This window comes from Enterococcus sp. DIV1315a (genome assembly GCF_051712325.1).
In the GTDB taxonomy this organism is placed as follows: domain Bacteria; phylum Bacillota; class Bacilli; order Lactobacillales; family Enterococcaceae; genus Enterococcus; species Enterococcus faecalis.
On the sequence record NZ_JBIOOS010000001.1, the window covers coordinates 2,630,603 to 2,656,412 of the forward strand.

General features: G+C 40.6%; 19 protein-coding genes, 2 rRNA genes and 1 other annotated feature. Of the genes, 3 read left to right on the forward strand and 18 right to left on the reverse strand.

What is annotated here, in order from left to right; all coding sequences use genetic code 11:
* Nucleotides 1-53 precede the first annotated feature (53 nt).
* Nucleotides 54-2,966 (reverse strand): 23S ribosomal RNA (locus IGJ03_RS12450).
* Nucleotides 2,967-3,192: 226 nt separating this feature from the next.
* A 16S ribosomal RNA gene (locus IGJ03_RS12455) occupies nt 3,193-4,753 on the reverse strand.
* The 16S and 23S rRNA genes sit together here, the layout of an rRNA operon.
* 667 nt (nt 4,754-5,420) lie before the next feature.
* Here IGJ03_RS12455 and IGJ03_RS12460 point away from each other — a divergent pair.
* The 3 genes from IGJ03_RS12460 (at nt 5,421) to serS (ending at nt 8,887) form a co-directional block, all read left to right on the forward strand.
* Nucleotides 5,421-6,110, forward strand: a complete 690-nt coding sequence (locus IGJ03_RS12460) for a response regulator (RefSeq protein ID WP_429861511.1) — start codon at nt 5,421-5,423, stop codon at nt 6,108-6,110.
* Nucleotides 6,100-7,281 carry a sensor histidine kinase gene (locus IGJ03_RS12465; RefSeq protein ID WP_002363566.1) on the forward strand — a complete coding sequence of 394 codons (1,182 nt, stop codon included), beginning with the start codon at nt 6,100-6,102 and terminating at the stop codon, nt 7,279-7,281. Before IGJ03_RS12460 ends, IGJ03_RS12465 begins: the two co-directional genes overlap by 11 nt.
* 40 nt (nt 7,282-7,321) lie before the next feature.
* Nucleotides 7,322-7,528: a binding site (T-box leader), on the forward strand.
* Between the two features lie 87 nt (nt 7,529-7,615).
* Nucleotides 7,616-8,887, forward strand: coding sequence for a serine--tRNA ligase (gene serS, locus IGJ03_RS12470; protein WP_016633385.1), 1,272 nt, complete (start codon nt 7,616-7,618; stop codon nt 8,885-8,887).
* A 168-nt stretch (nt 8,888-9,055) separates the two neighbouring features.
* Here the strand turns inward: serS and guaB are convergent, their stop codons facing one another.
* From guaB to IGJ03_RS12550, 16 genes are all read right to left on the reverse strand, one after another.
* Entirely contained in the window at nt 9,056-10,537 is a 1,482-nt protein-coding gene (guaB, locus tag IGJ03_RS12475; RefSeq protein WP_002355966.1) for an IMP dehydrogenase, read from the reverse strand.
* A gap of 157 nt (nt 10,538-10,694) precedes the next feature.
* The gene (locus IGJ03_RS12480; RefSeq protein ID WP_375804834.1) at nt 10,695-12,377 is read right to left on the reverse strand and encodes a 6-pyruvoyl-tetrahydropterin synthase-related protein; all 1,683 of its coding nucleotides are present in this window, start codon (nt 12,375-12,377) and stop codon (nt 10,695-10,697) included.
* Nucleotides 12,378-12,543: 166 nt separating this feature from the next.
* Entirely contained in the window at nt 12,544-13,233 is a 690-nt protein-coding gene (locus tag IGJ03_RS12485; protein WP_002363563.1) for a DUF1129 domain-containing protein, read from the reverse strand.
* Between the two features lie 112 nt (nt 13,234-13,345).
* A complete protein-coding gene (gene ychF, locus IGJ03_RS12490) occupies nt 13,346-14,461 on the reverse strand; it encodes a redox-regulated ATPase YchF (protein ID WP_002355971.1) in 1,116 nt (371 codons plus the stop codon).
* Nucleotides 14,462-14,517: 56 nt separating this feature from the next.
* Complete coding sequence (locus IGJ03_RS12495; protein ID WP_002355974.1) at nt 14,518-14,703, reverse strand: DUF951 domain-containing protein; 186 nt, start codon at nt 14,701-14,703, stop codon at nt 14,518-14,520.
* A gap of 117 nt (nt 14,704-14,820) precedes the next feature.
* Nucleotides 14,821-15,711, reverse strand: a complete 891-nt coding sequence (locus IGJ03_RS12500; protein ID WP_002355975.1) for a ParB/RepB/Spo0J family partition protein — start codon at nt 15,709-15,711, stop codon at nt 14,821-14,823.
* Nucleotides 15,704-16,465, reverse strand: a complete 762-nt coding sequence (locus tag IGJ03_RS12505; protein ID WP_002355976.1) for a ParA family protein — start codon at nt 16,463-16,465, stop codon at nt 15,704-15,706. The genes IGJ03_RS12500 and IGJ03_RS12505 overlap by 8 nt, the downstream gene beginning before the upstream one ends.
* A gap of 15 nt (nt 16,466-16,480) precedes the next feature.
* The gene (rsmG, locus tag IGJ03_RS12510; RefSeq protein ID WP_002355977.1) at nt 16,481-17,197 is read right to left on the reverse strand and encodes a 16S rRNA (guanine(527)-N(7))-methyltransferase RsmG; all 717 of its coding nucleotides are present in this window, start codon (nt 17,195-17,197) and stop codon (nt 16,481-16,483) included.
* A gap of 247 nt (nt 17,198-17,444) precedes the next feature.
* The gene (locus IGJ03_RS12515; protein ID WP_425136020.1) at nt 17,445-18,431 is read right to left on the reverse strand and encodes a DUF3114 domain-containing protein; all 987 of its coding nucleotides are present in this window, start codon (nt 18,429-18,431) and stop codon (nt 17,445-17,447) included.
* A gap of 410 nt (nt 18,432-18,841) precedes the next feature.
* Nucleotides 18,842-20,614: an oleate hydratase gene (locus IGJ03_RS12520; protein ID WP_002361446.1), complete on the reverse strand. Its 1,773-nt coding sequence runs from the start codon at nt 20,612-20,614 to the stop codon at nt 18,842-18,844.
* A gap of 200 nt (nt 20,615-20,814) precedes the next feature.
* Nucleotides 20,815-21,492: a fructose-6-phosphate aldolase gene (locus IGJ03_RS12525; RefSeq protein ID WP_002355980.1), complete on the reverse strand. Its 678-nt coding sequence runs from the start codon at nt 21,490-21,492 to the stop codon at nt 20,815-20,817.
* Between the two features lie 27 nt (nt 21,493-21,519).
* Nucleotides 21,520-21,876, reverse strand: coding sequence for a PTS glucitol/sorbitol transporter subunit IIA (locus tag IGJ03_RS12530; protein ID WP_429861453.1), 357 nt, complete (start codon nt 21,874-21,876; stop codon nt 21,520-21,522).
* Between the two features lie 23 nt (nt 21,877-21,899).
* Nucleotides 21,900-22,895 (reverse strand): PTS glucitol/sorbitol transporter subunit IIB, encoded by a 996-nt coding sequence (srlE, locus tag IGJ03_RS12535; RefSeq protein ID WP_438711160.1) that lies wholly within the window; start codon nt 22,893-22,895, stop codon nt 21,900-21,902.
* A gap of 16 nt (nt 22,896-22,911) precedes the next feature.
* A complete protein-coding gene (gene srlA, locus IGJ03_RS12540; protein ID WP_002355983.1) occupies nt 22,912-23,466 on the reverse strand; it encodes a PTS glucitol/sorbitol transporter subunit IIC in 555 nt (184 codons plus the stop codon).
* Nucleotides 23,466-23,951, reverse strand: coding sequence for a transcriptional regulator GutM (locus IGJ03_RS12545; RefSeq protein ID WP_002355985.1), 486 nt, complete (start codon nt 23,949-23,951; stop codon nt 23,466-23,468). Before IGJ03_RS12545 ends, srlA begins: the two co-directional genes overlap by 1 nt.
* Complete coding sequence (locus IGJ03_RS12550) at nt 23,948-25,810, reverse strand: BglG family transcription antiterminator (RefSeq protein ID WP_002364610.1); 1,863 nt, start codon at nt 25,808-25,810, stop codon at nt 23,948-23,950. The genes IGJ03_RS12545 and IGJ03_RS12550 overlap by 4 nt, the downstream gene beginning before the upstream one ends.

Consider the following 25,810-nt stretch of genomic DNA (forward strand, 5'->3'; position numbering starts at 1 on the left):
ACTGGATTGAAGTTTGAATCAAAATAACCAAGTTGCTTTTACTTATCCATTCTTTGGTTAAGTCCTCGACCGATTAGTATTGGTCCGCTCCAACTATCACTAGCCTTCCACTTCCAACCTATCTACCTGATCATCTCTCAGGGGTCTTACTTTCTTAAAGAAATGGGAAATCTCATCTTGAGGTGGGCTTCACACTTAGATGCTTTCAGCGTTTATCCCTTCCCTACATAGCTACCCAGCAATGCCCTTGGCAGAACAACTGGTACACCAGCGGTAAGTCCATCCCGGTCCTCTCGTACTAAGGACAGCTCCTCTCAAATTTCCAACGCCCGCGACGGATAGGGACCGAACTGTCTCACGACGTTCTGAACCCAGCTCGCGTGCCGCTTTAATGGGCGAACAGCCCAACCCTTGGGACCGACTACAGCCCCAGGATGCGACGAGCCGACATCGAGGTGCCAAACCTCCCCGTCGATGTGGACTCTTGGGGGAGATAAGCCTGTTATCCCCAGGGTAGCTTTTATCCGTTGAGCGATGGCCCTTCCATGCGGAACCACCGGATCACTAAGCCCGACTTTCGTCCCTGCTCGACTTGTAGGTCTCGCAGTCAAGCTCCCTTCTGCCTTTACACTCTTCGAATGATTTCCAACCATTCTGAGGGAACCTTTGGGCGCCTCCGTTACCTTTTAGGAGGCGACCGCCCCAGTCAAACTGCCCATCTGACACTGTCTCCCACCACGATTAGTGGTGCGGGTTAGAGGGTTCATAACACAAGGGTAGTATCCCACCAGCGCCTCCTCCGAAACTAGCGTTCCGGTCTCATCGGCTCCTACCTATCCTGTACATGTGGTACAAACACTCAATATCAAACTACAGTAAAGCTCCATGGGGTCTTTCCGTCCTGTCGCGGGTAACCTGCATCTTCACAGGTACTAAAATTTCACCGAGTCTCTCGTTGAGACAGTGCCCAAATCGTTACGCCTTTCGTGCGGGTCGGAACTTACCCGACAAGGAATTTCGCTACCTTAGGACCGTTATAGTTACGGCCGCCGTTTACTGGGGCTTCAATTCTGAGCTTCGCCGAAGCTAACCCATCCTCTTAACCTTCCAGCACCGGGCAGGCGTCAGCCCCTATACTTCATCTTACGATTTTGCAGAGACCTGTGTTTTTGATAAACAGTCGCTTGGGCCTATTCACTGCGGCTGACCGAAGTCAGCACCCCTTCTCCCGAAGTTACGGGGTCATTTTGCCGAGTTCCTTAACGAGAGTTCGCTCGCTCACCTTAGGATACTCTCCTCGACTACCTGTGTCGGTTTACGGTACGGGCAGTTGTTTTCTCACTAGAAGCTTTTCTTGGCAGTGTGACATCAGGAACTTCGCTACTATTATTTCGCTCCCCGTCACAACTTGTCCTTAAAGAGTAAAGCATTTAACTCTACTCAAGACTCATTGCTTGGACATGCACTTCCAATCGCATGCATTCCTTAGCCTACTGCGTCCCTCCATTGCTCAAACAAAAACAACTGGTACAGGAATATCAACCTGTTGTCCATCGCCTACGCCTATCGGCCTCGGCTTAGGTCCCGACTAACCCTGGGCGGACGAGCCTTCCCCAGGAAACCTTAGTCATACGGTGGACAGGATTCTCACCTGTCTTTCGCTACTCATACCGGCATTCTCACTTCTAAGCGCTCCAGCCGTCCTCACGATCGACCTTCAACGCCCTTAGAACGCTCTCCTACCACTACACCTAATGGTGTAGTCCACAGCTTCGGTAATATGTTTAGCCCCGGTACATTTTCGGCGCAGGGTCACTCGACTAGTGAGCTATTACGCACTCTTTAAATGATGGCTGCTTCTAAGCCAACATCCTAGTTGTCTGTGCAACCCCACATCCTTTTCCACTTAACATATATTTTGGGACCTTAGCTGGTGGTCTGGGCTGTTTCCCTTTCGACTACGGATCTTATCACTCGCAGTCTGACTCCCGGATATAAATGAATGGCATTCGGAGTTTATCTGAATTCGGTAACCCGAGATGGGCCCCTAGTCCAAACAGTGCTCTACCTCCATCATTCTCAATTCCGAGGCTAGCCCTAAAGCTATTTCGGAGAGAACCAGCTATCTCCAAGTTCGTTTGGAATTTCTCCGCTACCCACACCTCATCCCCGCACTTTTCAACGTACGTGGGTTCGGTCCTCCAGTGCGTTTTACCGCACCTTCAACCTGGACATGGGTAGATCACATGGTTTCGGGTCTACGACTACATACTCATTCGCCCTATTCAGACTCGCTTTCGCTGCGGCTCCGTCTCTTCGACTTAACCTCGCATGCAATCGTAACTCGCCGGTTCATTCTACAAAAGGCACGCCATCACTCATTAACGAGCTTTGACTTGTTGTAGGCACACGGTTTCAGGATCTATTTCACTCCCCTTCCGGGGTGCTTTTCACCTTTCCCTCACGGTACTGGTTCACTATCGGTCACTAGGGAGTATTTAGCCTTGCGGGATGGTCCCCGCGGATTCCGACGGAATTTCTCGTGTTCCGCCGTACTCAGGATCCTCCTAGGTGTTGTCAGCATTTCGTCTACGGGGCTTTCACCCTTTTTAGCGGAATTTTCCAAATCCTTCAACTATACTAACAGACTACCATATCGGAGTCCTACAACCCCAACAAGCAAGCTTGTTGGTTTGGGCTCTTCCCGTTTCGCTCGCCGCTACTCAGGGAATCGAATTTTCTTTCTCTTCCTGCAGGTACTAAGATGTTTCAGTTCTCTGCGTCTACCTCTAATCAGCTATGTATTCACTGAAAAGTAATATCCTATAAAAGATATTGGGTTCCCCCATTCGGAAATCTCTGGATCATAGCTTACTTACAGCTCCCCAAAGCATATCGGTGTTAGTCCCGTCCTTCATCGGCTCCTAGTGCCAAGGCATCCACCGTGCGCCCTTATTCACTTAACCTTATCAACCTTACGGTTGGGTCTTGATCACTTCTTCTAGCGATAGAAGGTTAATCAATAAATAAGCAATTGAACTTATTAAAAAACTCATTCAACGCGGTGTTCTCGGTTTGTTTTGATTCTTTTTACTTCAATATCCAGTTTTCAATGAACGAATGTTTTGAGAGTAGACCTCTCAAAACTGAACAAAGTAAAGACGAAATGTGTATTTCCGTAATATTCCTTAGAAAGGAGGTGATCCAGCCGCACCTTCCGATACGGCTACCTTGTTACGACTTCACCCCAATCATCTATCCCACCTTAGGCGGCTGGCTCCAAAAAGGTTACCTCACCGACTTCGGGTGTTACAAACTCTCGTGGTGTGACGGGCGGTGTGTACAAGGCCCGGGAACGTATTCACCGCGGCGTGCTGATCCGCGATTACTAGCGATTCCGGCTTCATGCAGGCGAGTTGCAGCCTGCAATCCGAACTGAGAGAAGCTTTAAGAGATTTGCATGACCTCGCGGTCTAGCGACTCGTTGTACTTCCCATTGTAGCACGTGTGTAGCCCAGGTCATAAGGGGCATGATGATTTGACGTCATCCCCACCTTCCTCCGGTTTGTCACCGGCAGTCTCGCTAGAGTGCCCAACTAAATGATGGCAACTAACAATAAGGGTTGCGCTCGTTGCGGGACTTAACCCAACATCTCACGACACGAGCTGACGACAACCATGCACCACCTGTCACTTTGTCCCCGAAGGGAAAGCTCTATCTCTAGAGTGGTCAAAGGATGTCAAGACCTGGTAAGGTTCTTCGCGTTGCTTCGAATTAAACCACATGCTCCACCGCTTGTGCGGGCCCCCGTCAATTCCTTTGAGTTTCAACCTTGCGGTCGTACTCCCCAGGCGGAGTGCTTAATGCGTTTGCTGCAGCACTGAAGGGCGGAAACCCTCCAACACTTAGCACTCATCGTTTACGGCGTGGACTACCAGGGTATCTAATCCTGTTTGCTCCCCACGCTTTCGAGCCTCAGCGTCAGTTACAGACCAGAGAGCCGCCTTCGCCACTGGTGTTCCTCCATATATCTACGCATTTCACCGCTACACATGGAATTCCACTCTCCTCTTCTGCACTCAAGTCTCCCAGTTTCCAATGACCCTCCCCGGTTGAGCCGGGGGCTTTCACATCAGACTTAAGAAACCGCCTGCGCTCGCTTTACGCCCAATAAATCCGGACAACGCTTGCCACCTACGTATTACCGCGGCTGCTGGCACGTAGTTAGCCGTGGCTTTCTGGTTAGATACCGTCAGGGGACGTTCAGTTACTAACGTCCTTGTTCTTCTCTAACAACAGAGTTTTACGATCCGAAAACCTTCTTCACTCACGCGGCGTTGCTCGGTCAGACTTTCGTCCATTGCCGAAGATTCCCTACTGCTGCCTCCCGTAGGAGTCTGGGCCGTGTCTCAGTCCCAGTGTGGCCGATCACCCTCTCAGGTCGGCTATGCATCGTGGCCTTGGTGAGCCGTTACCTCACCAACTAGCTAATGCACCGCGGGTCCATCCATCAGCGACACCCGAAAGCGCCTTTCACTCTTATGCCATGCGGCATAAACTGTTATGCGGTATTAGCACCTGTTTCCAAGTGTTATCCCCCTCTGATGGGTAGGTTACCCACGTGTTACTCACCCGTCCGCCACTCCTCTTTCCAATTGAGTGCAAGCACTCGGGAGGAAAGAAGCGTTCGACTTGCATGTATTAGGCACGCCGCCAGCGTTCGTCCTGAGCCAGGATCAAACTCTCATAATAAAAGTTAGAACAATCTTGCGATTGTTAAGCTCAATTTGTTTGCTAGCATATTGCTTGCTTGTTAAAAATGTTTGTTGTCTTGAATTGAATCAAGACGCCCTACACATTTGGTTCGTCTATTCTTTGTTCAGTTTTCAAAGGTCTACGTTACCTCGCAGCAACTTTTATATCATAACAAACTTTCGTTTGAATGTCAAGAACTTTTTTAAAAAAAGTTTTTTAAGTTGTTTTGCTCGGTTGTTGTTGTCTGTTGTGACAACTTCTATATCTTATCATCTCGCTTGTTATTTGTCAACAACTTTTTTGTTGTTTTTTCAAACTTTTTTCGAGAGATTTGAAATCAAGAATTGTTATTTAATTAGTGATTTCTGAATCGCTCAGCTGTGTGACTCGCCTTGCGACATGTAATAATATACCAAGATTTCAAGCATTGGTCAATCATTATTTTCACTTTTTTTAAACTTTTTTTCAATACCGATTATTATGATTGGTCTAGGTGTTTTCGTTCGTTTTTTACCCCCTTTCATCCTTTTTTGGCTATAGTTTATTAACTTTTAGCAAAATCTTCTAAATTTATCGTAATATATCAAGGATTTTGTCCTTTTTAGCAATTATTTGTTAAAATATGGAAAAGAGATTTTTTTATATATGGAGGAAATGAACGCTTATGAAAATTTTAGTTGCAGATGATGATAAAGAAATTGTAGAACTGTTGAGTATTTACATTCATAATGAAGGATACGAAGTCGTGAAAGCTTATGATGGAAAAGAAACGTTATCCAAATTGCACACAACACCAGATATCGATTTATTAATCTTGGACATTATGATGCCAATCATGGATGGAATGGAAGTAGTAAAAGAACTTCGAAAAGAATCGCAAATTCCAATTATTATGTTAACAGCAAAAACAACCGATATGGATAAAATCAAAGGCTTAGTTGCTGGTGCAGACGATTATGTCACCAAGCCTTTTAATCCTTTAGAAGTAATGGCTCGGGTAAAGTCTATTTTACGTAGAAGCCAAATGCAATTAACCAAAGAAGAACCCGATGAATTAGAAGTCGGCCCATTAATGATTAATAAGGACTCTCACGAAGTCAAAACAATAGAAGGAAAAGAAATTCAATTAACCGCTCTTGAGTTTGGTATCCTCTATCTATTAGCTAGTCATCCAAATCGTGTGTTTAGTGCGGATGAAATTTTTGAGCGTGTGTGGCAACAAGAAAGTATTGTTTCTGCTAAAACCGTGATGGTTCACGTCAGTCATTTAAGAGATAAGATTGAAGAAGCAACTGGTGGAGAAAAAGTCATTCAAACAGTGTGGGGAGTTGGATATAAGATCGATGCTCGTTAAACCTAAAAAGATTGAAAAACAAAAACGAATTACCTTAACTTCTAAAGAAATCAGCGAGTTACTAGCAGAAGCAATTGTGACAATTGTTTTATTACTACTATTAAATGTGTCAATTATGTTCCTTTTAGGACAACTACTTAGTGAAAACTCGCCCTTAGCTGGTGTCATCTGGGCCACTAAGGATGCGGTCGCTAAAGAATTAAATACTGATTTATTTTGGAGCTGGAATAAATTTGTCTTACCTATTTTCTTTTTAGTAGATGCAGCTGTTCTCTATTGGCGCTTAATTCGTCGCTACCACCAAATGCAATTGCGTCATATTATCAGTGAGTTACATTACATCGCTGATGGTAATTACAATCACCGCATTCCGTTTGAATTAAGTGGTGATTTAGCAAAAGTCGTGACGAGTATTAACGGTCTGGTGGATAGTACTGTCGCAGCCATTGAAGATGAACGGCGAATTGAAAAATCAAAAGATGAATTAATTACGAATGTCAGTCATGATATTCGGACACCGTTAACTTCTATTATTGGTTATCTGGGATTGATTGAAGATCGTCAATTTCATAGCCAAGAAGATTTACTGAAATATACGCATACCGCTTACGTCAAAGCGAAACAAATGAAATTATTAGTTGATGATCTTTTTGAATATACAAAAGTCCGTCAACCAAGTGTACCGATTCATACGACGACTTTTGATATGGCACAATTAATTGAACAGCTTGCTGCCGATTTTGAATTGGAAGCGAAAAAGATTAATATGCAAATCCAAGTAAAAGCCAATCCAGCTTCTTTAATGATGGAAGGCGATACGGAAAAACTAGTCCGAGTCTTTAACAACCTTCTTTCAAACGCTTTGAAATATGGCAAAGGTGGCCATCATATTGTAATGGAAGTAGACAAAGTCGGCACCGAAGCAATTATCGCTGTTCGCAATGATGGACCAGCTATCCCTAAACATTCTTTAGATCAGTTATTTGACCGCTTCTATCGTGTCGAAGAATCCCGATCACAAGAAACGGGGGGTACTGGTTTAGGTCTGGCTATTGCACAAAGTATTGTTGCTTTACATGGTGGATATATTTATGCGAAGTCTGATCAAAAGTGGACTTCCTTTATTATTCATCTACCCTTACAGCGTACCAACAAGAAATCAGAGAGTTAATTGACATCCCTGAACTTTTTCGGTATTCTATAGAAAAGAGAAAACTAAGAGAAAAAGTATTTATGGCACTGAATTCCAGAGAGTTTGCGGGGGTGCGAGCAAACATTCATCTATAAAGAAGTCCGTCTCTTCCAGGTGTCCAGCGAAATAAGTTGGAACGGTCTGCAGCCGTTATCTGCAAATCAAGGGCAGTAACATTACTGAACTTGGGTGGTACCGCGAGATTTCCAGTCATTTCGTCCCAAGAATATTTATTTTTGGGGTGAGATGGCTTTTTTGTTGTTTTCTACAACAGTTATTATTGATTATGTACTAATTTTAAGGAGGAAAAAATATGTTAGATGTAAAAATGATGCGTCAAAATTTTGACGAAGTAAAAGCAAAGCTACAAACCCGTGGCGTGAAAGAAGAAATCTTAGTGGAATTTCTGCGTTTAGATGAAAGTCGCCGTGATTTATTAGTCAAAGTCGAAGAAATGAAAAAATACCGGAATGATGTGTCTGCTGAAATTGCTCAATTAAAACGGAACAAAGAAGATGCTACGGCCAAAATCGCGGAAATGAAAGAAGTCGGCGGTAATATTAAAGCGTTAGATGCAGAAATTAATGCTATTGACGAAGAGCTACGTGGGATCACAACTACTTTACCGAACTTGCCAGATGATTCTGTGCCTGTTGGTGCTGGTGAAGAAGAAAATGTAGAAGTACGTCGTTGGAGTGAACCAAGATCTTTTGCTTTTGAACCAAAACCACACTGGGAAGTCGCTGAAAACTTAGGCATTCTAGATTTTGAACGTGGTGCCAAAGTAGCTGGTAGCCGTTTTGTTTATTACAAAGGCTTAGGTGCTCGCTTAGAACGTGCGTTATACAACTTCATGTTAGATTTACATGTTTATGAACATGGCTATACAGAAATGATTACGCCTTATATCGTTAATGACACCGCCATGTTCGGAACTGGCCAATTTCCTAAGTTTAAAGAAGATGTCTTCCAATTACAAGATACGGATTTAACGTTAATCCCAACGGCGGAAGTCCCTTTAACCAATTACTACAACAATGAAATTTTAGATGGCAAGGATTTACCGATTTACTTTACGGCCTTGAGCCCTTCTTTCCGTTCTGAAGCTGGTAGCGCTGGTCGTGACACACGTGGGTTAATTCGTTTACACCAATTTAATAAAGTCGAAATGGTTAAATTTAGTGATGCAGAGCATTCTTATGAGGAATTAGAAAAAATGACGAATAATGCCGAAGAAATTCTGCAAAAACTGGGATTACCTTACCGTGTCATGGCTCTTTCAACAGGTGACATGGGCTTCTCAGCTGCGAAAACTTATGACTTGGAAGTTTGGATTCCCGCTCAAGAGACATACCGTGAAATCAGTTCATGCTCAAACTGTGAAGATTTCCAAGCGCGCCGTGCGATGATTCGTTACCGTGATGAAAATGATAAAGTCCAATATGCGCATACACTCAATGGTTCTGGTTTAGCCGTGGGACGGACAGTCGCTGCTATTTTAGAAAACTACCAAAACGAGGATGGCTCTGTAACTGTACCAGAAGTCCTAGTTCCTTACATGGGTAACCTAACAGTTATTAAATAAGGGGAAGATGAAGGTCGTTGTCTGATATCAGATAACGGCTTTTATTCTACAGAAAAAGGAGCCTGATAAACGGCGGAAACAGAAGCAACTCCTTCATTCTACAGAAAAAGAGGCAGACGTCGAAATGACGTCTGCCTCTTTTAAATTTCAAAAAAATCAGCTTTTATTTTATTGAACAGAATAGTTTGGTGCTTCTTTTGTGATTTGAACGTCATGTGGATGTGATTCTTTCAATCCGTTACCACTCATTTGAACAAATTGTGCTTCTTCACGCAACGCTTTCAGGTCTGCTGCACCGACGTAACCCATCCCTGATTTCAAACCACCGATTAATTGGAAGACAATATCAGAAACGCTTCCTTTGTAAGCAACACGTCCTTCGATTCCTTCTGGCACTAATTTGTTTGCTTCATTGACACTTCCTTGGAAGTAACGATCACTTGATCCTTTTTCCATTGCGCCTAATGAGCCCATGCCACGGTAAGTTTTGAAACGACGGCCTTGATAAATTTCAAATTCGCCTGGAGATTCATCTGTACCTGCTAACATACTTCCTAGCATTACAGCATGTCCACCAGCAGCTAAGGCTTTCACGATATCACCAGAATATTTAATACCGCCATCAGCGATAATTGCTTTACCATATTCTCTAGCTACAGAAGCAGCATCATAAATCGCTGTTAATTGAGGAACACCAACACCAGCAACGACACGTGTTGTACAAATTGAACCAGGTCCAATACCAACTTTGACAACGTCAACGCCGACATCATACAATGCTTTGGTTGCTTCAGCAGTGGCAACATTACCAGCAATTAATGTTGCTTCAGGGAACGTTTCACGAATTTCTTTAATTTTGCGAATAACGCCGGCACTATGGCCATGTGCAGTATCGATAACAATCGCATCGGCACCTGCTTCTAATAATGCTTCCGCACGTTCGAACGTATCACTAGTGACACCGACTGCTGCCGCCACAAGTAAACGACCGTGTTCATCTTTGGCAGCATTTGGGAATTCAATCACTTTTTCAATGTCTTTAATTGTAATTAAGCCACTTAAGCGACCTGCTTCATCAACGATTGGTAATTTTTCGATTTTATGTTTTTGTAAGATTTTTTCTGCATCTTTTAAAGATGTGCCAACTGGCGCAGTGACTAAATGATCTTTTGTCATGACTTCTTCGATTTTGATTTGGTAGTCCGTTACAAAACGCATATCACGGTTTGTAATAATTCCGACTAATTTACGGTTTTCCATTGTTTCTACAATTGGCACACCGCTAATACGGTAACGACTCATTAATTCTTCTGCATCCGCTACTAAGTTTGTTGGTGTTAGAAAGAATGGATCAATGATAACGCCGCTTTCAGAACGTTTGACTTTACGTACTTCGTCTGCTTGTTGGGCGACAGTCATATTTTTATGTACGACACCTAGTCCACCTTGACGAGCCATCGCAATTGCCATATTACTATCTGTAACAGTATCCATACTGGCACTCATCAATGGAATATTTAACTTGATATTTTTAGCTAATTGTACACTCATGTCTACATCATTTGGTAAGACATGGCTTTCTGCAGGGATTAATAGCACATCATCAAATGTAAGACCTTTTTTCGCAAATTTTGTTTCCCAATTTGACATTTTTTTGTCCACTCCTCGACTTAATTTTATATATGAAAATAACAGATAATACTAAGGAAGTCAACTAGATTTGTTTAAATAATCAATGAGGAATAAAGGACAAAATGCCGAAATCGGTTTGTCCTCTATTCAACTCTTCCTAATTAAGGTCCTACTTTCATCGTTGTTCTTTTATCTTGTGTTTCTTTTTTTGTTGTAAAAATCGGCTAAATCCAAAACCGCCGACAGAAAGCAAGGTAATCATTGTCCCTATTTTTTGCACTTTTGTTCTTTGGTAACGGATGTCGACATGTCCTGTACCAGATAAAGAAAGAGCGGCTAAGCCTCCTTGATTGGTTAGGTTCATTTTTTTAGCGCCCGTTTGGTTTTTCATTTGAATCGTGGCTTGATAGCCTAAGTAATAAATAAAAGGAACGGTCACCTTCGCTGATTGCTTCACCACTTGGTAGTCAAATGAAATTTTCCCATAAGGCATTCTAACATTTGTAATGGTTACTTGTTCTGCCGAATAATCAAGTGGTCGTTTTTTCTGTTTCAATAATTCCTGATAATTGATCTCATCTGGCAAATATTCATGGCCCGCACCGATATAAAAAGGCGTTGGTTGCTCATACTCAGCTTTTGTTAACAGGTGGCCTTGTTGTGACTGAATACTTTGATATTGATAAATGCCTAAATTGCTGATGGCAAGGAAAACCAACAAAGCCACGGTCCAAGATTTACGGAAAACGCCCCATTCGTCTTGTGCAATGAAAAAAGCGAGCATTACAGAAAGAATCCCTAAAAACCGCCAAGGAAACTGAATTGTATTTAAAGGCGTGTGGTTCAGCCAGTGCCAAGGAAAAAGCGTGGTAACCATCAATAAGAGTACCAGCGTCAAACCAATAAACCGTTTGTTCTGAATTTTTTTGCTGGCAAGCGAAACCACTGCTACAACAAGCCCCACAAACAAAAGGGTTCCTAGATTCGCTGTTTTCGCGTGAAAAACACTGCTCTTTAAACTATTAATGAAAAGAGAAACAATGGGATAACTTCTTTCGGAAATATAAGTGAGTGGATTGGATGTAACTTTAAACACTTGATTTTTCATTTGTTCAGCAACTGGTAAAAGATAAAAGGCCAGCCAAAGCAGTGTCAGACCTGCAGCCTTCGCTAATGCCCACAGGACCTCCTTTTTAAAAAACTGCTGCCAATAAAACAGAATGTATAACCCAATCCAAATAGAAACCATTTCAATAGAAATAAAGTGAGCCAACCCAATGCCAGTCATCGCCAGCGTTAACAACGGCCAATATTTCGTGGTTCCCTTTCGTAATAAAAACACGCTCGCTAAGACCAACGGAAAAAAGCTTAGCGCCAAAAATTCTCCTAACGCTTGGCGATTAAACAAGTCTTGCATGCGGTAAATAGATAAGCCATACAAAATGGCAAAGAGATAGCTTCTTTTTTTAGAGAGCGCCATTAATCGGCCTGCATAATAAGTAAGACTAAATGTTGCCAAGTTTACCGCAAACACAAAAATCGCCATACTAGCGACAAAGGAAATCCCCAGAACACGCAAAAGCGCAGGTAAATAAAGATACGCATCTGGATAAAACAAACTAGAGGCATAGCCATAGCCTCCCAAGAAAAAATAATTGATTTTAGGAAACCAGTCGTTGTTTTTAATTGCTAATGCGAGACCTTCCACCCGATTTTGATGAAAGCGGAAATCACTTGCTCGTAAAAAATTCTCTTGAAAATAGACAAAATAGAGAGAAAGTCCACTTAATAAGAGAAAACTAATAAAAATGAGTAGCCGCTCGTGTTGACGGCACCAAGACTTCACTTGTTGTCCCATAAGAGGCTCCTTTCTTTAGCAAACTTCTGAAAACAGAAGCCTGGGACACTAGTTTTTTCGACTAATCCCCCAGGCTTTAACTGTTAAAACGCTCTATTGAGAGAGCGACTTTGCTTGTTGCAGTTTCTGCGTCAGCCGAGCGCATTCACAATTGAGCGCGCGCCGTTTATTGACGTGTCATGAAACTACCTTGAATATTGTATTTTTTCTTGAAGAAATAGCGTGCTACAAAGGCTAACGCACCGATTACTAAAGCAATCATCGGATCTAAAATGGGATTGATCACTGGTGGCAGCATCGCTGAACCGGCAAAAACTGCAATCCACAAGAACATCCCACCAAATAGAATGGCGGTCGTTTTTAACCAACCAGGACGTTTGCTTTTGTCGCCACCTTGACGATCAAAACGGTAAACATATTTGTGCATTAGATAGAAAACATAACCCCCAGCCATCGCACCTAAGATATATGTGGTTAATCCGAGAGGTTGTGCGGTTCCTTTTGAAAATAGAGACATCGCCGCTAACATGATTGTTAATAAACCAAGCAATAGTAAGGTATTGTCGAGCCAAATCATCCAGCCCGCTGGTTCTTTGACTTCTGCTGGTTTATTTAAAATTGCTTCCGTCCGTTCTGAAACAGTGCCAAATAACTGACGGGCTGTTTTGCCTGTTTTTTGACCGGCTACTAATTCTGGTAAAATACCGTGTAGAGCCAATGCTAGCTCCTCTTCAGATAAATTAGCCGCTTTTAATGATTTTTTTAAGTCAAAAATGTATTGTTCATTTCTTTTAGTCAAATTCTGTTCTAATTGACGATTCTCAGCCACGATTGCTCGTAATGCTTCTGCTTCCATAGTTGTATCCTCCTCACCCTCATGTAGAGGGAACCTCTTTCTAAACGGCTGAATGGCCTTAAATATGTGGGCTTACCCCAAAACAAATTGCTTGTTGGGCATGGGCCTTTTCTTAAACGTTAAAACGGAACAACATAACATCGCCATCTTGAACGACGTAGTCTTTTCCTTCTAAACGAACACGGCCCGCTTCTTTGGCAGCTTGCATATTGCCATATTTATCTAGGTCTTCATAAGAAACTGTTTCCGCACGAATGAAGCCTCGTTCAAAGTCACTGTGGATAATCCCAGCTGCTTGAGGTGCCTTGATTCCCTTACGGAACGTCCACGCACGAACTTCTTGTTCACCAGCTGTAAAGTAGGTAGCTAAGCCTAACAAATCGTACGCCGCACGAATCAATTGATCTAAGCCAGATTGTTCAATGCCCATTGCTTCTAAAAATTCAGCCTTGTCTTCTTCAGAATCCAATTCAGCAATTTCTTCTTCTGCTCGCGCACTAACCACGATTACTTCCGCATTTTCACTGGTTGCAAAATTACGAACTTGTTGTACATACTCATTGTTGTCTGGATCCGCCACTTCATCTTCTGAAACATTTGCTACATAAAGGACCGGCTTTGTGGTTAATAAGAAAAGAGATTTAACAATTTTCTCTTCTTCTGGCGTAAATTCAATCGTACGAGCAGATAAACCTTCTTCTAAAACTGGTTTAATTTTGTCTAAAACAGCTAATTCTTCCACCGCTTCTTTATCTTTTGCTTTCGCCATTTTAGCCACGCGAGTATAGCGCTTATTGATTGAATCTAAATCTGCTAAAATTAGCTCTAAATTAATTGTATCAATGTCTGCTAAAGGATCAACGAAATCCGCATCTCGATTTTGTTCACGCATGATATTTTCGTCATCAAAACAACGAACCACGTGACAGATTGCATCTACTTGACGAATGTGACTTAAAAACTGATTTCCCAGCCCTTCTCCTTTGCTGGCACCTTTAACAATTCCGGCGATGTCTGTAAATTCAAACGTTGTGGGAACTGTTTTTTTCGGTTTTACTAGTTCTGTCAAGCGTTGTAAACGGGCATCTGGTACTTCAACCATGCCGACGTTCGGATCAATCGTTGCAAAGGGATAATTTGCAGCTTCTGCTCCTGCTTTTGTAATTGCGTTAAATAGGGTCGATTTACCAACGTTTGGTAAGCCGACAATTCCAGCTGTTAGTGCCATTTGTTTTCCACTCTTTCTCTCAGTCTATTCTCTTTTCTATTAGAGGCATCAAAGCATTAGTCTGCTTTTTTCTCGATTACTTTTTTTAATTTTTTAGTAAAATCACGACGCGGCATCATGACAATATGCCCGCAATTCGTGCACTTGATTTTGATATCAGCGCCCATGCGAATGATTTGCCAACGATTTGCTTGGCAAGCATGCGGCTTTTTCATTTCGACAATATCGCCTAAATCATACATGTTCCAAGCCTTCTTTCTTCTCTTACTTATATAAAAATACCATGATTACAATACCATTTTTTACCGAAACTAGCAAAAGGATTTGTGACTTTCTGTCTTACTTTCTCACTTTGCTTTTTATTCCTCGTCAAAATGAATATCTAAAATATCTAAAATTCTAGCCAAATCCGAAGAGGACAAGTACTCAATTTCAATTTTTCCTTTGCCTTCTTTTTCTTGAATTGCTACGGTTGTCCCAAATTTATCCATTAAGCGGTCTTCACTTTCACGAATATAAATGGGTTTTTCTTTGATGGCTTTTTTCGCTTTTTTGCCCTTTTTGCCTTGTGTTTCGTTTAATTCAGCGACAAGTTGTTCTAATTGTCGAACCGTTAAATTGTCTTTAATACAACGATTAGCTAATGGCAATAGCTGTTCTTTGTTCTTCAAGCCTAATAACGTCCGTGCTTGACCCATTGACATGCTTTGTTTTTGAACCATTGCTTTGACCGCATCTGGTAAGGTTAGCAATCGTAAATAATTGGCAATATACGGGCGACTTTTGCCCAAACGTTCTGCGACTTCCGCTTGTGTTAATTTCAAATTTTTCATTAGCATTTCATAGGCTTCTGCTTCTTCTAGCGGATTTAAATCTTCCCTTTGTAAGTTTTCCAAAACAGCAACTTGCATCATGGATTCTTCATCAAATTCGCGAATAATTGCGGGAATTTTTTCTTTGCCGGCTAATTTAGAAGCCCGGAACCGACGCTCACCTGCAATAATTTCATAGCCTTTAACTGCCGATTTACGAACAATAATCGGTTGAAACACACCGGAATGTAGAATCGAGTTTGCAAGTTCTTGTAAAGAGGTTTCATCAAATGTTTTCCGCGGTTGGTAAGGATTGGGACGAAGTTCGTTTAATAGAATTTCTGTCACTTGTTCGTTCTTAACGTCGACATCTTCTAGCTTTGCGATATCTTGAAACAAGGCATCGATGCCTCTGCCTAAACCTTTGCCTTTATTCATTCTCCAACACTTCCTTTGCTAGTGCTTGATACACTTCGGCACCTTTTGAGCGAATATCATAGTCAATGATTGGTAAACCATGACTTGGTGCTTCGGATAAACGGACATTTCTTGGAATAATCGTGTCATAGACTTTTTCACGGAAATATTTACGGACTTCTTCCACGACTTCGGCACCTAAATTGGTCCGAGCATCGTACATGGTTAACAAGACTCCTTCAATTTTCAATTCAGGGTTAAAATGTTTTTGAACCAAGCGAATCGTATTTAGCAATTGACTCAAGCCTTCTAATGCGTAATATTCACATTGAACAGGAATTAGAATCGAATCACTTGCTGTAAAAGCATTGATTGTTAAATGCCCTAGAGAAGGTGGGCAATCAATTAAAACGAAATCATACATGTCTCTTACTTCATCAATTGCTAATTTCAAGCGCGATTCTCGAGCCATCATTGAAGTTAATTCAATTTCGGCGCCTGCTAATTGAATAGTTGCAGGGACAATATCTAAATTTTCACGGCTGGTATGTTGAACCACGCTAGTGATTGGTTCTTCATTTACAAGGACATCATACACATCGTGTGCGACATCTGGTTTAGGGACACCCATGCCACTGGTAGCATTTCCTTGTGCATCAATGTCGATCAGTAAGACTTTTTTGCCTAAGTTTGCTAAACATGCGCCTAAATTTACAGTGGTCGTTGTTTTACCAACGCCGCCTTTTTGGTTCGCTACAGAAATAATTCGTGTCATGTGTGTGCCTCCATCTTATTTAATCGGTTGTTTATTTGGTAATCCAGGTTTTCTGGGATATTTTTTAGGGGTTTCTTTTTTCTTTTGAATCACGACAATGTGACGTTCGTCTGCCGTAATCGGCAAAGTAAAACCAACTTCTTTTTGAAATTGACCGCCTAATGTAGCGATTGCAGGTTTTGCTTCATTAATTTCTTCTTCACTTTTCGATGCTTTTAAGGCTAAAAAATAGCCTTCTTTTTTAACTAAGGGTAAACACAGTTCACTTAAAACATTTAATCGTGCAACTGCTCGCGCTGTAACGTAATCAAACGCGCCACGAAATTCTGCTTTTTGACCAAATGTTTCTGCACGATCATGATACAAAGAAACATTAGCCAAACCTAGTTGATTCACCAACTCTGTTAGGAAAGTAATTCGTTTATTTAAAGAGTCAACAATTGTGACATTTAATGAAGGAAAAACAATTTTCAAAGGAATACTTGGAAATCCTGCGCCTGCGCCAACATCACAAATGGCTTTATCGCTGGCAAAGTCTTCAAAGAATGCCAACGAAACAGAATCATAGAAATGTTTCAAATAAACTTCTTTTTCTTCTGTAATGGCTGTTAAATTCATTTTTTCATTCCATTCTACTAGTAAATGGAAATATTGGTCAAATTGTGTCATCTGTTGGTCTGTCAATTCAATGCCTTTTGCGGCTAATAGTTGTCTAAATTCTTCGGGTAGCATAAAGACTCCTTCCTTTTTTGTGAAACAGAAAAATGTTTCACAATCATCTTTTCCTACTTTAACGCAAATAGCAATTTCTTGCAATGCTTTTCGGAAGATTTTTGCCTGAATGATAAAAGAAAAATCCGCCTTTTTATGTGGTAAAAAGTCTCTATCCACGGGCCAAAATGTTCAATTGGCGGCAACGAAAACCGCCTTTCTCTAAGAGTAAAACAAGCCAATGTTTCATGTGAAACATTGGCTTGTTTTACTTACTATAATCATCGCACTTTATTTGTCGTTCTCTGCGGTAGTCGTATTCTTGGATACGGGGACTTAACCAACCTTTTTTGGCTGTTTTTCGTAATTGATGATCAAATCTCCCTGGTGGTGAACTATCTAGTAATTCATGGGTACGATTATTCCGATTTGCATAATTAAACGATTCACCATTCAAGACTTTTTCCTGGTATTCATTGTTTTTGGCCGCTTGATAATAAGCTGGATTACTAATTAATCTGCCTCGCCAGTCTTCAACTAACACATCCCACTGGGTTACAAAGGTCCCTTCTTCATTCAAAATAAACTCACTGTGAAAATTAGGCGTCAATCGTTTCTTATTAATTAAAGAATAGGATGCCCCCTCAGGGTATTTATTGTGCAAACGAGCAGAGCTTTTTTTCAGCTTCCGCCCACCCATCCCTTGCGGCTTGGCCGCAAAAACATAGCGTTTTAATGCCTGTTCATCGGTGTCCCCTTCTTGTTTAAAAAAATCGCGGATATACGTGATATTTTGACGATCAATATACATTCTTAATTGATGTATCTTTTTCGCTTTCTCTTGATTAAAGCTCCCAAGAAGACCTAACGGATAGGCTTTTTGAACTGTTTTTGCCAACAAATGCCAAAACGTCGCATGCGGTGCAATCGTCTTCGAGAAACGATAAGGTCCTACTAATTGCAACATGCCATGCTGATCCAACACTGCACCTAATTGCCATAACAGTAACGAGAGCTTTTCTTGCGGACGATAAGCCGAAAAGCGAAATAATCGCTCATACGCTGAAGAGCCCACTTCTTCCACTTCAGAAAACAGTTCCGCGACTGCTGTTTTCGCTTGCTCAAGTGGCAAGAAACGCATGTCTTTTATGGCGCTTTCCACTAATCCATAAACAGCTTGGCGGTCCCAGCCAGCGTCAATCGCCGCCTCTACACCAGCGCTCATTGCTTGTTGTAATTCTTGCCAACGTCCCATCTTCTCGCCGCCTTTTTCTATATACTTCTTCTATAATGATAATCCTTTCCCCACAAAATGCCAACTGCTTTAACGCAAAAAAACAACCCGCCCTTTGGGGAAGGGCGGGCGGAGGAGTTAAAAAATGAAAAAGTGTTTTGTTAGGGTTTTGTTTATCGGGTATGTTTAAATAATAGCCGTTAAATGTGAAGAAACTATGGTAAAAATGCGCCTTCTTTTCAACAAAATTTTGAAAAAGTCTCTTCAGAAATTAAGATTTTTTTGCGAAGTTGCCCACTGGCTACTCCCATTCAACATATTATATATTTAATATCCATAAAATCACAAAAGAAATATACACAATAATGAATATTTATTCAACAGTTAATAAAACAACCAAAAAAGCGAGTGATTTACACTCGCTTTTTCAACTAAATTAAATGATTTTCTCTTAAAATATCACCAATATACGTATCCTCAAATTTCTTCACAAAGTGTTCAACCATTTTGCGTTCCACGAACGGCATATCCATTTCTGTTAATTTTTTCTTGTCAGATAAATAATAAACAGAGTTTGCTAAGACGCGCAAGTCGTATGCAGAAGCAAACACTTCTGGTACTCCGCGTTCAACCTCTAGCAATTGATAAACAGCTTCCATCGCTGTCCGTACAGAATACTCTGTTGTAAACACCGTATCTCGTTCAGTATCTGCGAAGTTCCCAATGAAAGCAAGATTTTTAGAGCCGTTTGGTACAACTAATGGTCGATCGCCTGGTTCTCTTAACATAAAGTAAGAAGTGATAAACGGCATATACACCGGAATAGTGGTAGCCGATTCTTCTGAAATACGTTCAATTTCCCCTTCTGGGACCCCTAAATGATAAAGTAACTCTTGCGTAATTTCTTGGCCTGTACATTGTTCGATTGGTTTTTTAATATAATTTCCTGGTTTATTAGAAAGTAATCCATATACCCAAGTTATAGATTGTTGATCATTTTGTTCTTTGAAATGCGGTTGTCTATGCATAGCAAAACTCATCATCCAATTAGAGTCTTTGATAGTAATAATACCACCTGTGACAATTTTTCCTGTCCGTAATTTACGATGTGTTAACCGAGAAAGATACGGTTCAATATCGAAATTTTCCCACGTAATCGTTGCTGAGACAAACCAACTTTCATCTGGTAAATTTTCACAGAAAACTTCTGGGTGCCCAAATTCTGGGGATTGTTTTGCTAAGTTTTTCCAGAGATTCCAACTTCCCCCTAGTTCATGAGTAATTGGTGCTGGTGTATGATGATCTCCTTGCGTCGAACTTTCAGTAATTGAGCCATTCGTTACGAAGACTAAATCATTTTCAGTTAAAGGAATTTCTTTGGTTTTGCCCGCTTGTGTCAACAATAATCGCCGAGCAACTTTAGTAGCTCCTTTGATGTCGACTTGGATATCATTGATCGTTGTTTCATATTGAAAGTCTACCCCTTGATTGGTTAAAAAGCTTAGTAATGGTTTCACTAACGATTCGTATTGATTGTATTTGGTAAACTTCAAGGCTGTAAAGTCAGGCAAACCTTTGATGTGGTGGATAAAGCGCATGATGTAACGGCGCATTTCAATGGCAGAGTGCCATTTTTCAAAAGCAAACATTGAACACCAATAGATCCAAAAGTTGGATTCAAAAAATTCTTCGCCGAAAACATCTTCAATTTTTTTGCCAATTAATTGATCTTCAGAAGTCATAAATAAATCAACGATTTCTTTTTGTGCTTTTTTGGATAAAGTAAATTGTCCATCATCTGGGACACGTTCGCCACGGTTATGAATAATGCGGCAATTTGAAGAATTCGGATCATCTAAATCTAAACGGTAAAACTCATCTAGGACAGAGGCATCTTCTACTTCTAATGATGGTACCGAACGAAATAGATCCCACAAACACTCGAAATGGTTTTCCATTTCGCGTCCGCCGCGAGTGACAAAGCCATCATGGGGAATAAATTTACCATCTAAAGAACCGCCAGACAGCGTGAGTTCTTCAAAAATGTGAATATTTTCGCCCTTCATTTGACCGTCACGAATTAAGAAAACAGCCGTTGCTAAACCTGCTAGGCCACCACCAACGATATAGGCACTCTTGTCATCTACACCTTTTGGTTTTCTTGGTCGAGCAAATGCTTCATAATTTCCATTTGTGTATCTCATTCTCGTTTCCTCCTATCATTTGATACCCTCATCATACTGCTACCAAAAAAAATACCCAAAAGATAACCCTTTTTTTTAAGAAATTCTTTGACAAATAAAGAAAATTGTCTAATTTTTAAGCAAGTGAATAATCGTAGATGTTTCATGTGAATCAAAAAAAGAACGAGAAGAAAAATGGCCGCTTTTTCTTCTCGTTCTTTTTATGCTAATTCGTTTACCGTTTCTACTCCAAAAACAGCAACCCAATCTTCCTGAAAATCAGTTACTGCTTTTTGAATGGCGGGCATTGCCAAGCCTTGTGTCACGAGTTCTGGTGCGATAGTGACCGCTTGCGCCCCCATTTGACAGGCTTGATTAATTTGTGCCACGTTTTTAAAACTAGCAGCTAAGATCTTACTCTTTGCGTTCGTCCGTTTAATTTCTGCAGCTAAATGCTCAATAACCTTTTGAGAATCAATTGTTAAATTCTCCATCCTATTATAATACGGCGCTAAATAATCTGCACCTGCCGCAATCGCTAGGTAGCCTTGAAATTCTGTATAAATAGCGGTTGCTGTTATCCGATAATTTGCCTGCTTTAGTTGTTTGATGGCTGCCAAGCCTGCTTCATTGACTGGGATTTTAATGAATGTTTCTTGGCCTAATTGTTGTACAATGGTTTGGGCATCTTCTAGCATCTCTTCTGTCGTTTGACCGACCACTTGGACGTGCAAACTCGCTTGTCCAATCGTTTTTTTGATTTCTTTCATCTGCGCAAAGAAGTCAATTTTTCCTGCTTGCTTAACAATACTAGGATTAGACGTTACGCCTGCCAGTGGTAAAATTTTCTGATACTTTCGAATAGCCTCAAGATTAATTGTATCTAGCATAAATTCCATCTTTTACGTTCCTCCCTTAAACGATAATTATAGAATAGTGATTGTTGTACCAACAGTTATTTCAGGAATAGCTTTTTCTTCAACATATAATGTACCTGGTAATTCAGGTGTTGTTGCGCCATCAAATTTAATAGTAATGTGACCCAATGTGTCTAAATTAGTTAATACTATCTCGCCTACAGCGGTAATCTGGTAAGTTTGTTCATCAATCACTAACGTTTGCTTGTCCGTAATCGCTTCTGTGACTGGCTGAACCTCAATGTTATAACAATAATCTGCTAAAGCATCTGGTGCATCTTTTCCAAATAAGATGACCATTTTTTCTTCTTTAAATAATTCGGCTTCTGGTCCAATAGACTGAACCTTTGTTGTAAATACTGACATTTCCCATCCTCCAAAAAAATTTTTTAACTATACAATCCAAAACTTGCTAACCAAGCAACTAGTACTCGAGGGGCACCATTTAAGAAACGAGAATATAAAACAGAAGGAACCCCGACTTCAACGGTTTCAGCTTCAGCTTCTTCCAAGCCTAAACCCACGGGAATAAAGTCGCACGCGTTTTGTGTATTAATAGCAAACAATGCTGGTAGAGCTAGTTGTGGCGGAATGTTGCCTTTCCCAATTTCCACACCAATTAACGTACCAATTACTTGGCTGATTACTGCTCCAGGACCTAATAAAGGAGAAAGAAACGGCAGAGAACAAATAAAACCAATAATTGTTAACCCCACAATGTTTCCTGCCAATGGCGCCATGATATTGGCAAAAAATTCACCAATTCCTGAACCTTGAATCACACCAATTAATAAAGAAACAAATGCCATAAACGGAATCACTGTGTTGATCATCGTTTGTACGCCTTCACGGGCTGATTGGTTGAATGTCGCTACAACTTTTCCTGCACCCATACCAATTTTCGCAACAAAACTTTGTTGTTCCGCTTTTTGTTCAGTAATTTTTTTACTTGTATCATATTTAAATTCTGTTTTTTTCGAGGTGGGCTTTTCTGTATCAGCAGCAGTTTCTTCTGATGTCAATGTAATCTGTTTCGGGCCTACAGCGGAAACATAAATTGTCTCATTAATGTATTGTGCTAAGGGACCACTTTTGCCAGTTGGAACAACGTTAATAGTAGGAATTCCTTTTTTAGGATAAATTCCGCAACGAAGAGTGCCTCCACAATCAATAATGGCTAATGCGATTTCATCATCTGGAATCGATGTCTTAAAACCATTGACCGCTTCCATTCCTGTCAATTCTACGATTTTATCAACAATTGCGGGTTTCTCGCCGCCACCTGTAATGTAAATAAATTTATGTTTTTCTTCTGTCGGTGTAATCACTAAGGGCCCACCATAACCGCCATTTCCTTTAACTACCTTAATACTATTGTACGTCATCTCACCTTGCTCCTTTCTAATCCACAGCAATCTCTACTGTTTTACTAAGGGTAATTCCTTGTTGTTTGCAAACATAGGCGGTAGTGAAATCGGTAACCCAACCGCCAATAAAATTCATTAATATCCCTACAAACATATAGCGAATCGCTAGGTCCATCGAATTTAGTCCTAACGTATCAATCCCTTGCGCAATCCCTAACCAAACGAACAATTCACCAGGATTAATATGAGGAAAAACTCCATTACTGGTATGACAAAATTGCGCTTGTGCAGCATAATAGCTAGGTTTATAGTATTCTGGTAAAAATCGAGCCATCGTAAAGGACATTGGATTGCCTAACATAAAAGCGGATAAAAAAGGCAGAACTAAATATCGCGTAACAGGATTTTTGGCAGAAAGTTTGGCTACTTTGGTTACTCTTTCTTCTCCTAGAAAAGCAATTAAAGTATTCATAGCTACCATTAACATCAAAACAACAGGTACGATGCCTGTCATCCAAGAAATAAATGTTTCTGCTCCTGTTTGGAAAAGGTGCATAAATCCTTCCGCAAATTTTGTAATATAAGACATTACTCGACACTTCCTTTCAATTTTGTTTGTACTTTATTTTTCCATAATTGCCATTGAATTTTGGCTCCATTAAGCGGCGTTAATGGTTGTGTTTCTTGATAATTGCCAAGCTCAACACGTAAGTAAATTTCTCGTGCATTTTCCATCGCTTGTTGGGTTAATTTATTTTCCTTTTGTACGAGTGGATGGTAATGATCCATATAATGAATATCCTCGTTCACGTACTGAGGTAAGGGATGAAATTTAGCTAGAACGGTGACACCTTGCATCTTTCTAGCAGCTAAGATTTTCCCTTGTGAATCCACAGCAAACAAGATAATCGTGCCTGCTTTTAACTTCCCTGCACGTCGACCAATCGCGACTTTCCCTAATTGTCGCAATTCTTGGTAGTTTTGATTAAAGTGTTTAATCTGTTTCATTCCCATAGCTATCTGAACGAAGTAAGCTGTTAAAAAAAGCGCTCCGAATACGTAGATAAAGCTCATATGATAATCCCCTTCCTTTGCATCCACTCTTTAACTGCTAAAACATCTCGTTGCTTCCGTAACTCATTACGTAAACGTTCGTCTCCTGCGATTGTAAACAAGCGGTCATATAGTTGTAGTAACTCTGCTTCAACAGTGGCCGTCAGCTCTTCTGGAATACCCAACAGCAAAATAACATCAACTTTACCTTCTGGTGTAACCAGTGATTCTTCAAAAACCCCAATCGATAAAATAATCGTTGGTAAGGCTTGATTAATTGTATGGGGAAAGGCAATCCCCGATTCAAAAATAGTTGTTTGTTGATCTTCTCTAGTAAAAATTCGTTCGATAAATTGGGGATCTACTAATTTTTCTGCTTCTAAATCAGCAACCATTTTCTGGATATTCGCTCGGTAACCTTGAGTATTCTCTAATAATTGATAGGTCATATGAATATTTTGAGATTCCACGGAACGAATTTCTTTTGCTCTCTGCCACTCATTTCTGAGCCAAGTATCGTTAAATAAATTAGTTAAATGGATCATCGGTGTTTGTGGTCGAATATTTTTTAAGGGAATGGTTGTAAAAATAGCAAAATATTGATTCAATTCTCTTCTCTCTGCCTCTTCTTCAGAAAAATGGGCAATCTGGACGTCTGGACCCAAAACTTTTTCCAATTGCCGCTGAATGATCAAGGCCGTTCCATGACCTGTACTGCAGATTACAGCGATTTCTTTTTTGGCTCCCGCTTCATAGTTCCCTCTCAATGCTAGCTCAAAATACAAAGCGAGATACCCAAATTCAACCGTCGGCACACAACGATTTAACAAACGGCCCAATTCTTGCAAGCCAATCTTGGCTAATTCATAGGCCAAAGGATATTGTCGTTCAATTTCTCCGTAAAATAAATCGTGACACTCCACATGAAAAACGAGTCGATTCATCACGTTTCTTAAATGATCTTTCATTTCTGAAAACAAGAAGTCCTCATCAAATTCAACAACAACTGAATGATGAATTTTTTTCATCATTTTTTGAAAATAGTCAGCTAAGAGTCCTTCATCAGCCAATAAAGAATTACGAATATGGTTTGTGTTGATGTTAAAAGGAAAGCTGATAAAGGAACGTTCCCATTGGCTTAACGTTACATTATAGGTTATTTCCAAGTGATACATCAGTTCTTCAATCTGCTCGTTATGACGAACATAATCAACATATTCTGGTGGTAGTTCCGTAATGAGTTTTCCAGCTAAAACACGCTGCAAAACAATTGAAACCACTCTTCGTAAAAGAAAACTATCTTGTTTCGCTAGTCTTGTTTCTTTGATTATTTTTTGTATCATTTGTTTGGTAGTTTCATGAAGAAACTGTTCTTCAAAATATTCTTGGACGTAATTCACATGAAGTAAACGTAAATCAAACTCTTTTCCTTCTAAATGAATGCCACGGTTTGGCGTGCCTACAACCGCAACCTGCCAAGGAGCAATCAGCTCTTTCATGCGCTTAATGTCTTTATTAACTGTGCCGCGACTAACGGCGAGTTCTTCGGATAAATCATAAGTTGAAATAAATTGATCTTCTTCTATTAATCGTTTGATAATGTAGGAAACACGCTTGCTTGAAGAATTAAAATCAGATTCCCTTTTTAGCCGTCCAGACAAAACCTCTTCAAAACCTTCAAAGTTATTGATTTCTAACTGAAAGAGATTTTCCTTCTGAATAATTTGGGCGATACCGATTAATTCATCATTCAATGTATCAATGTTTTTACGAACTGTTTGAGGACTTGCGGCTAATTTTTCTTGCAATTCCTGTAAGCTCATTCCTTTGTGATCAACTAGTAATTTTATTACTTGGTACCATCTATTTACTAGCGTCAT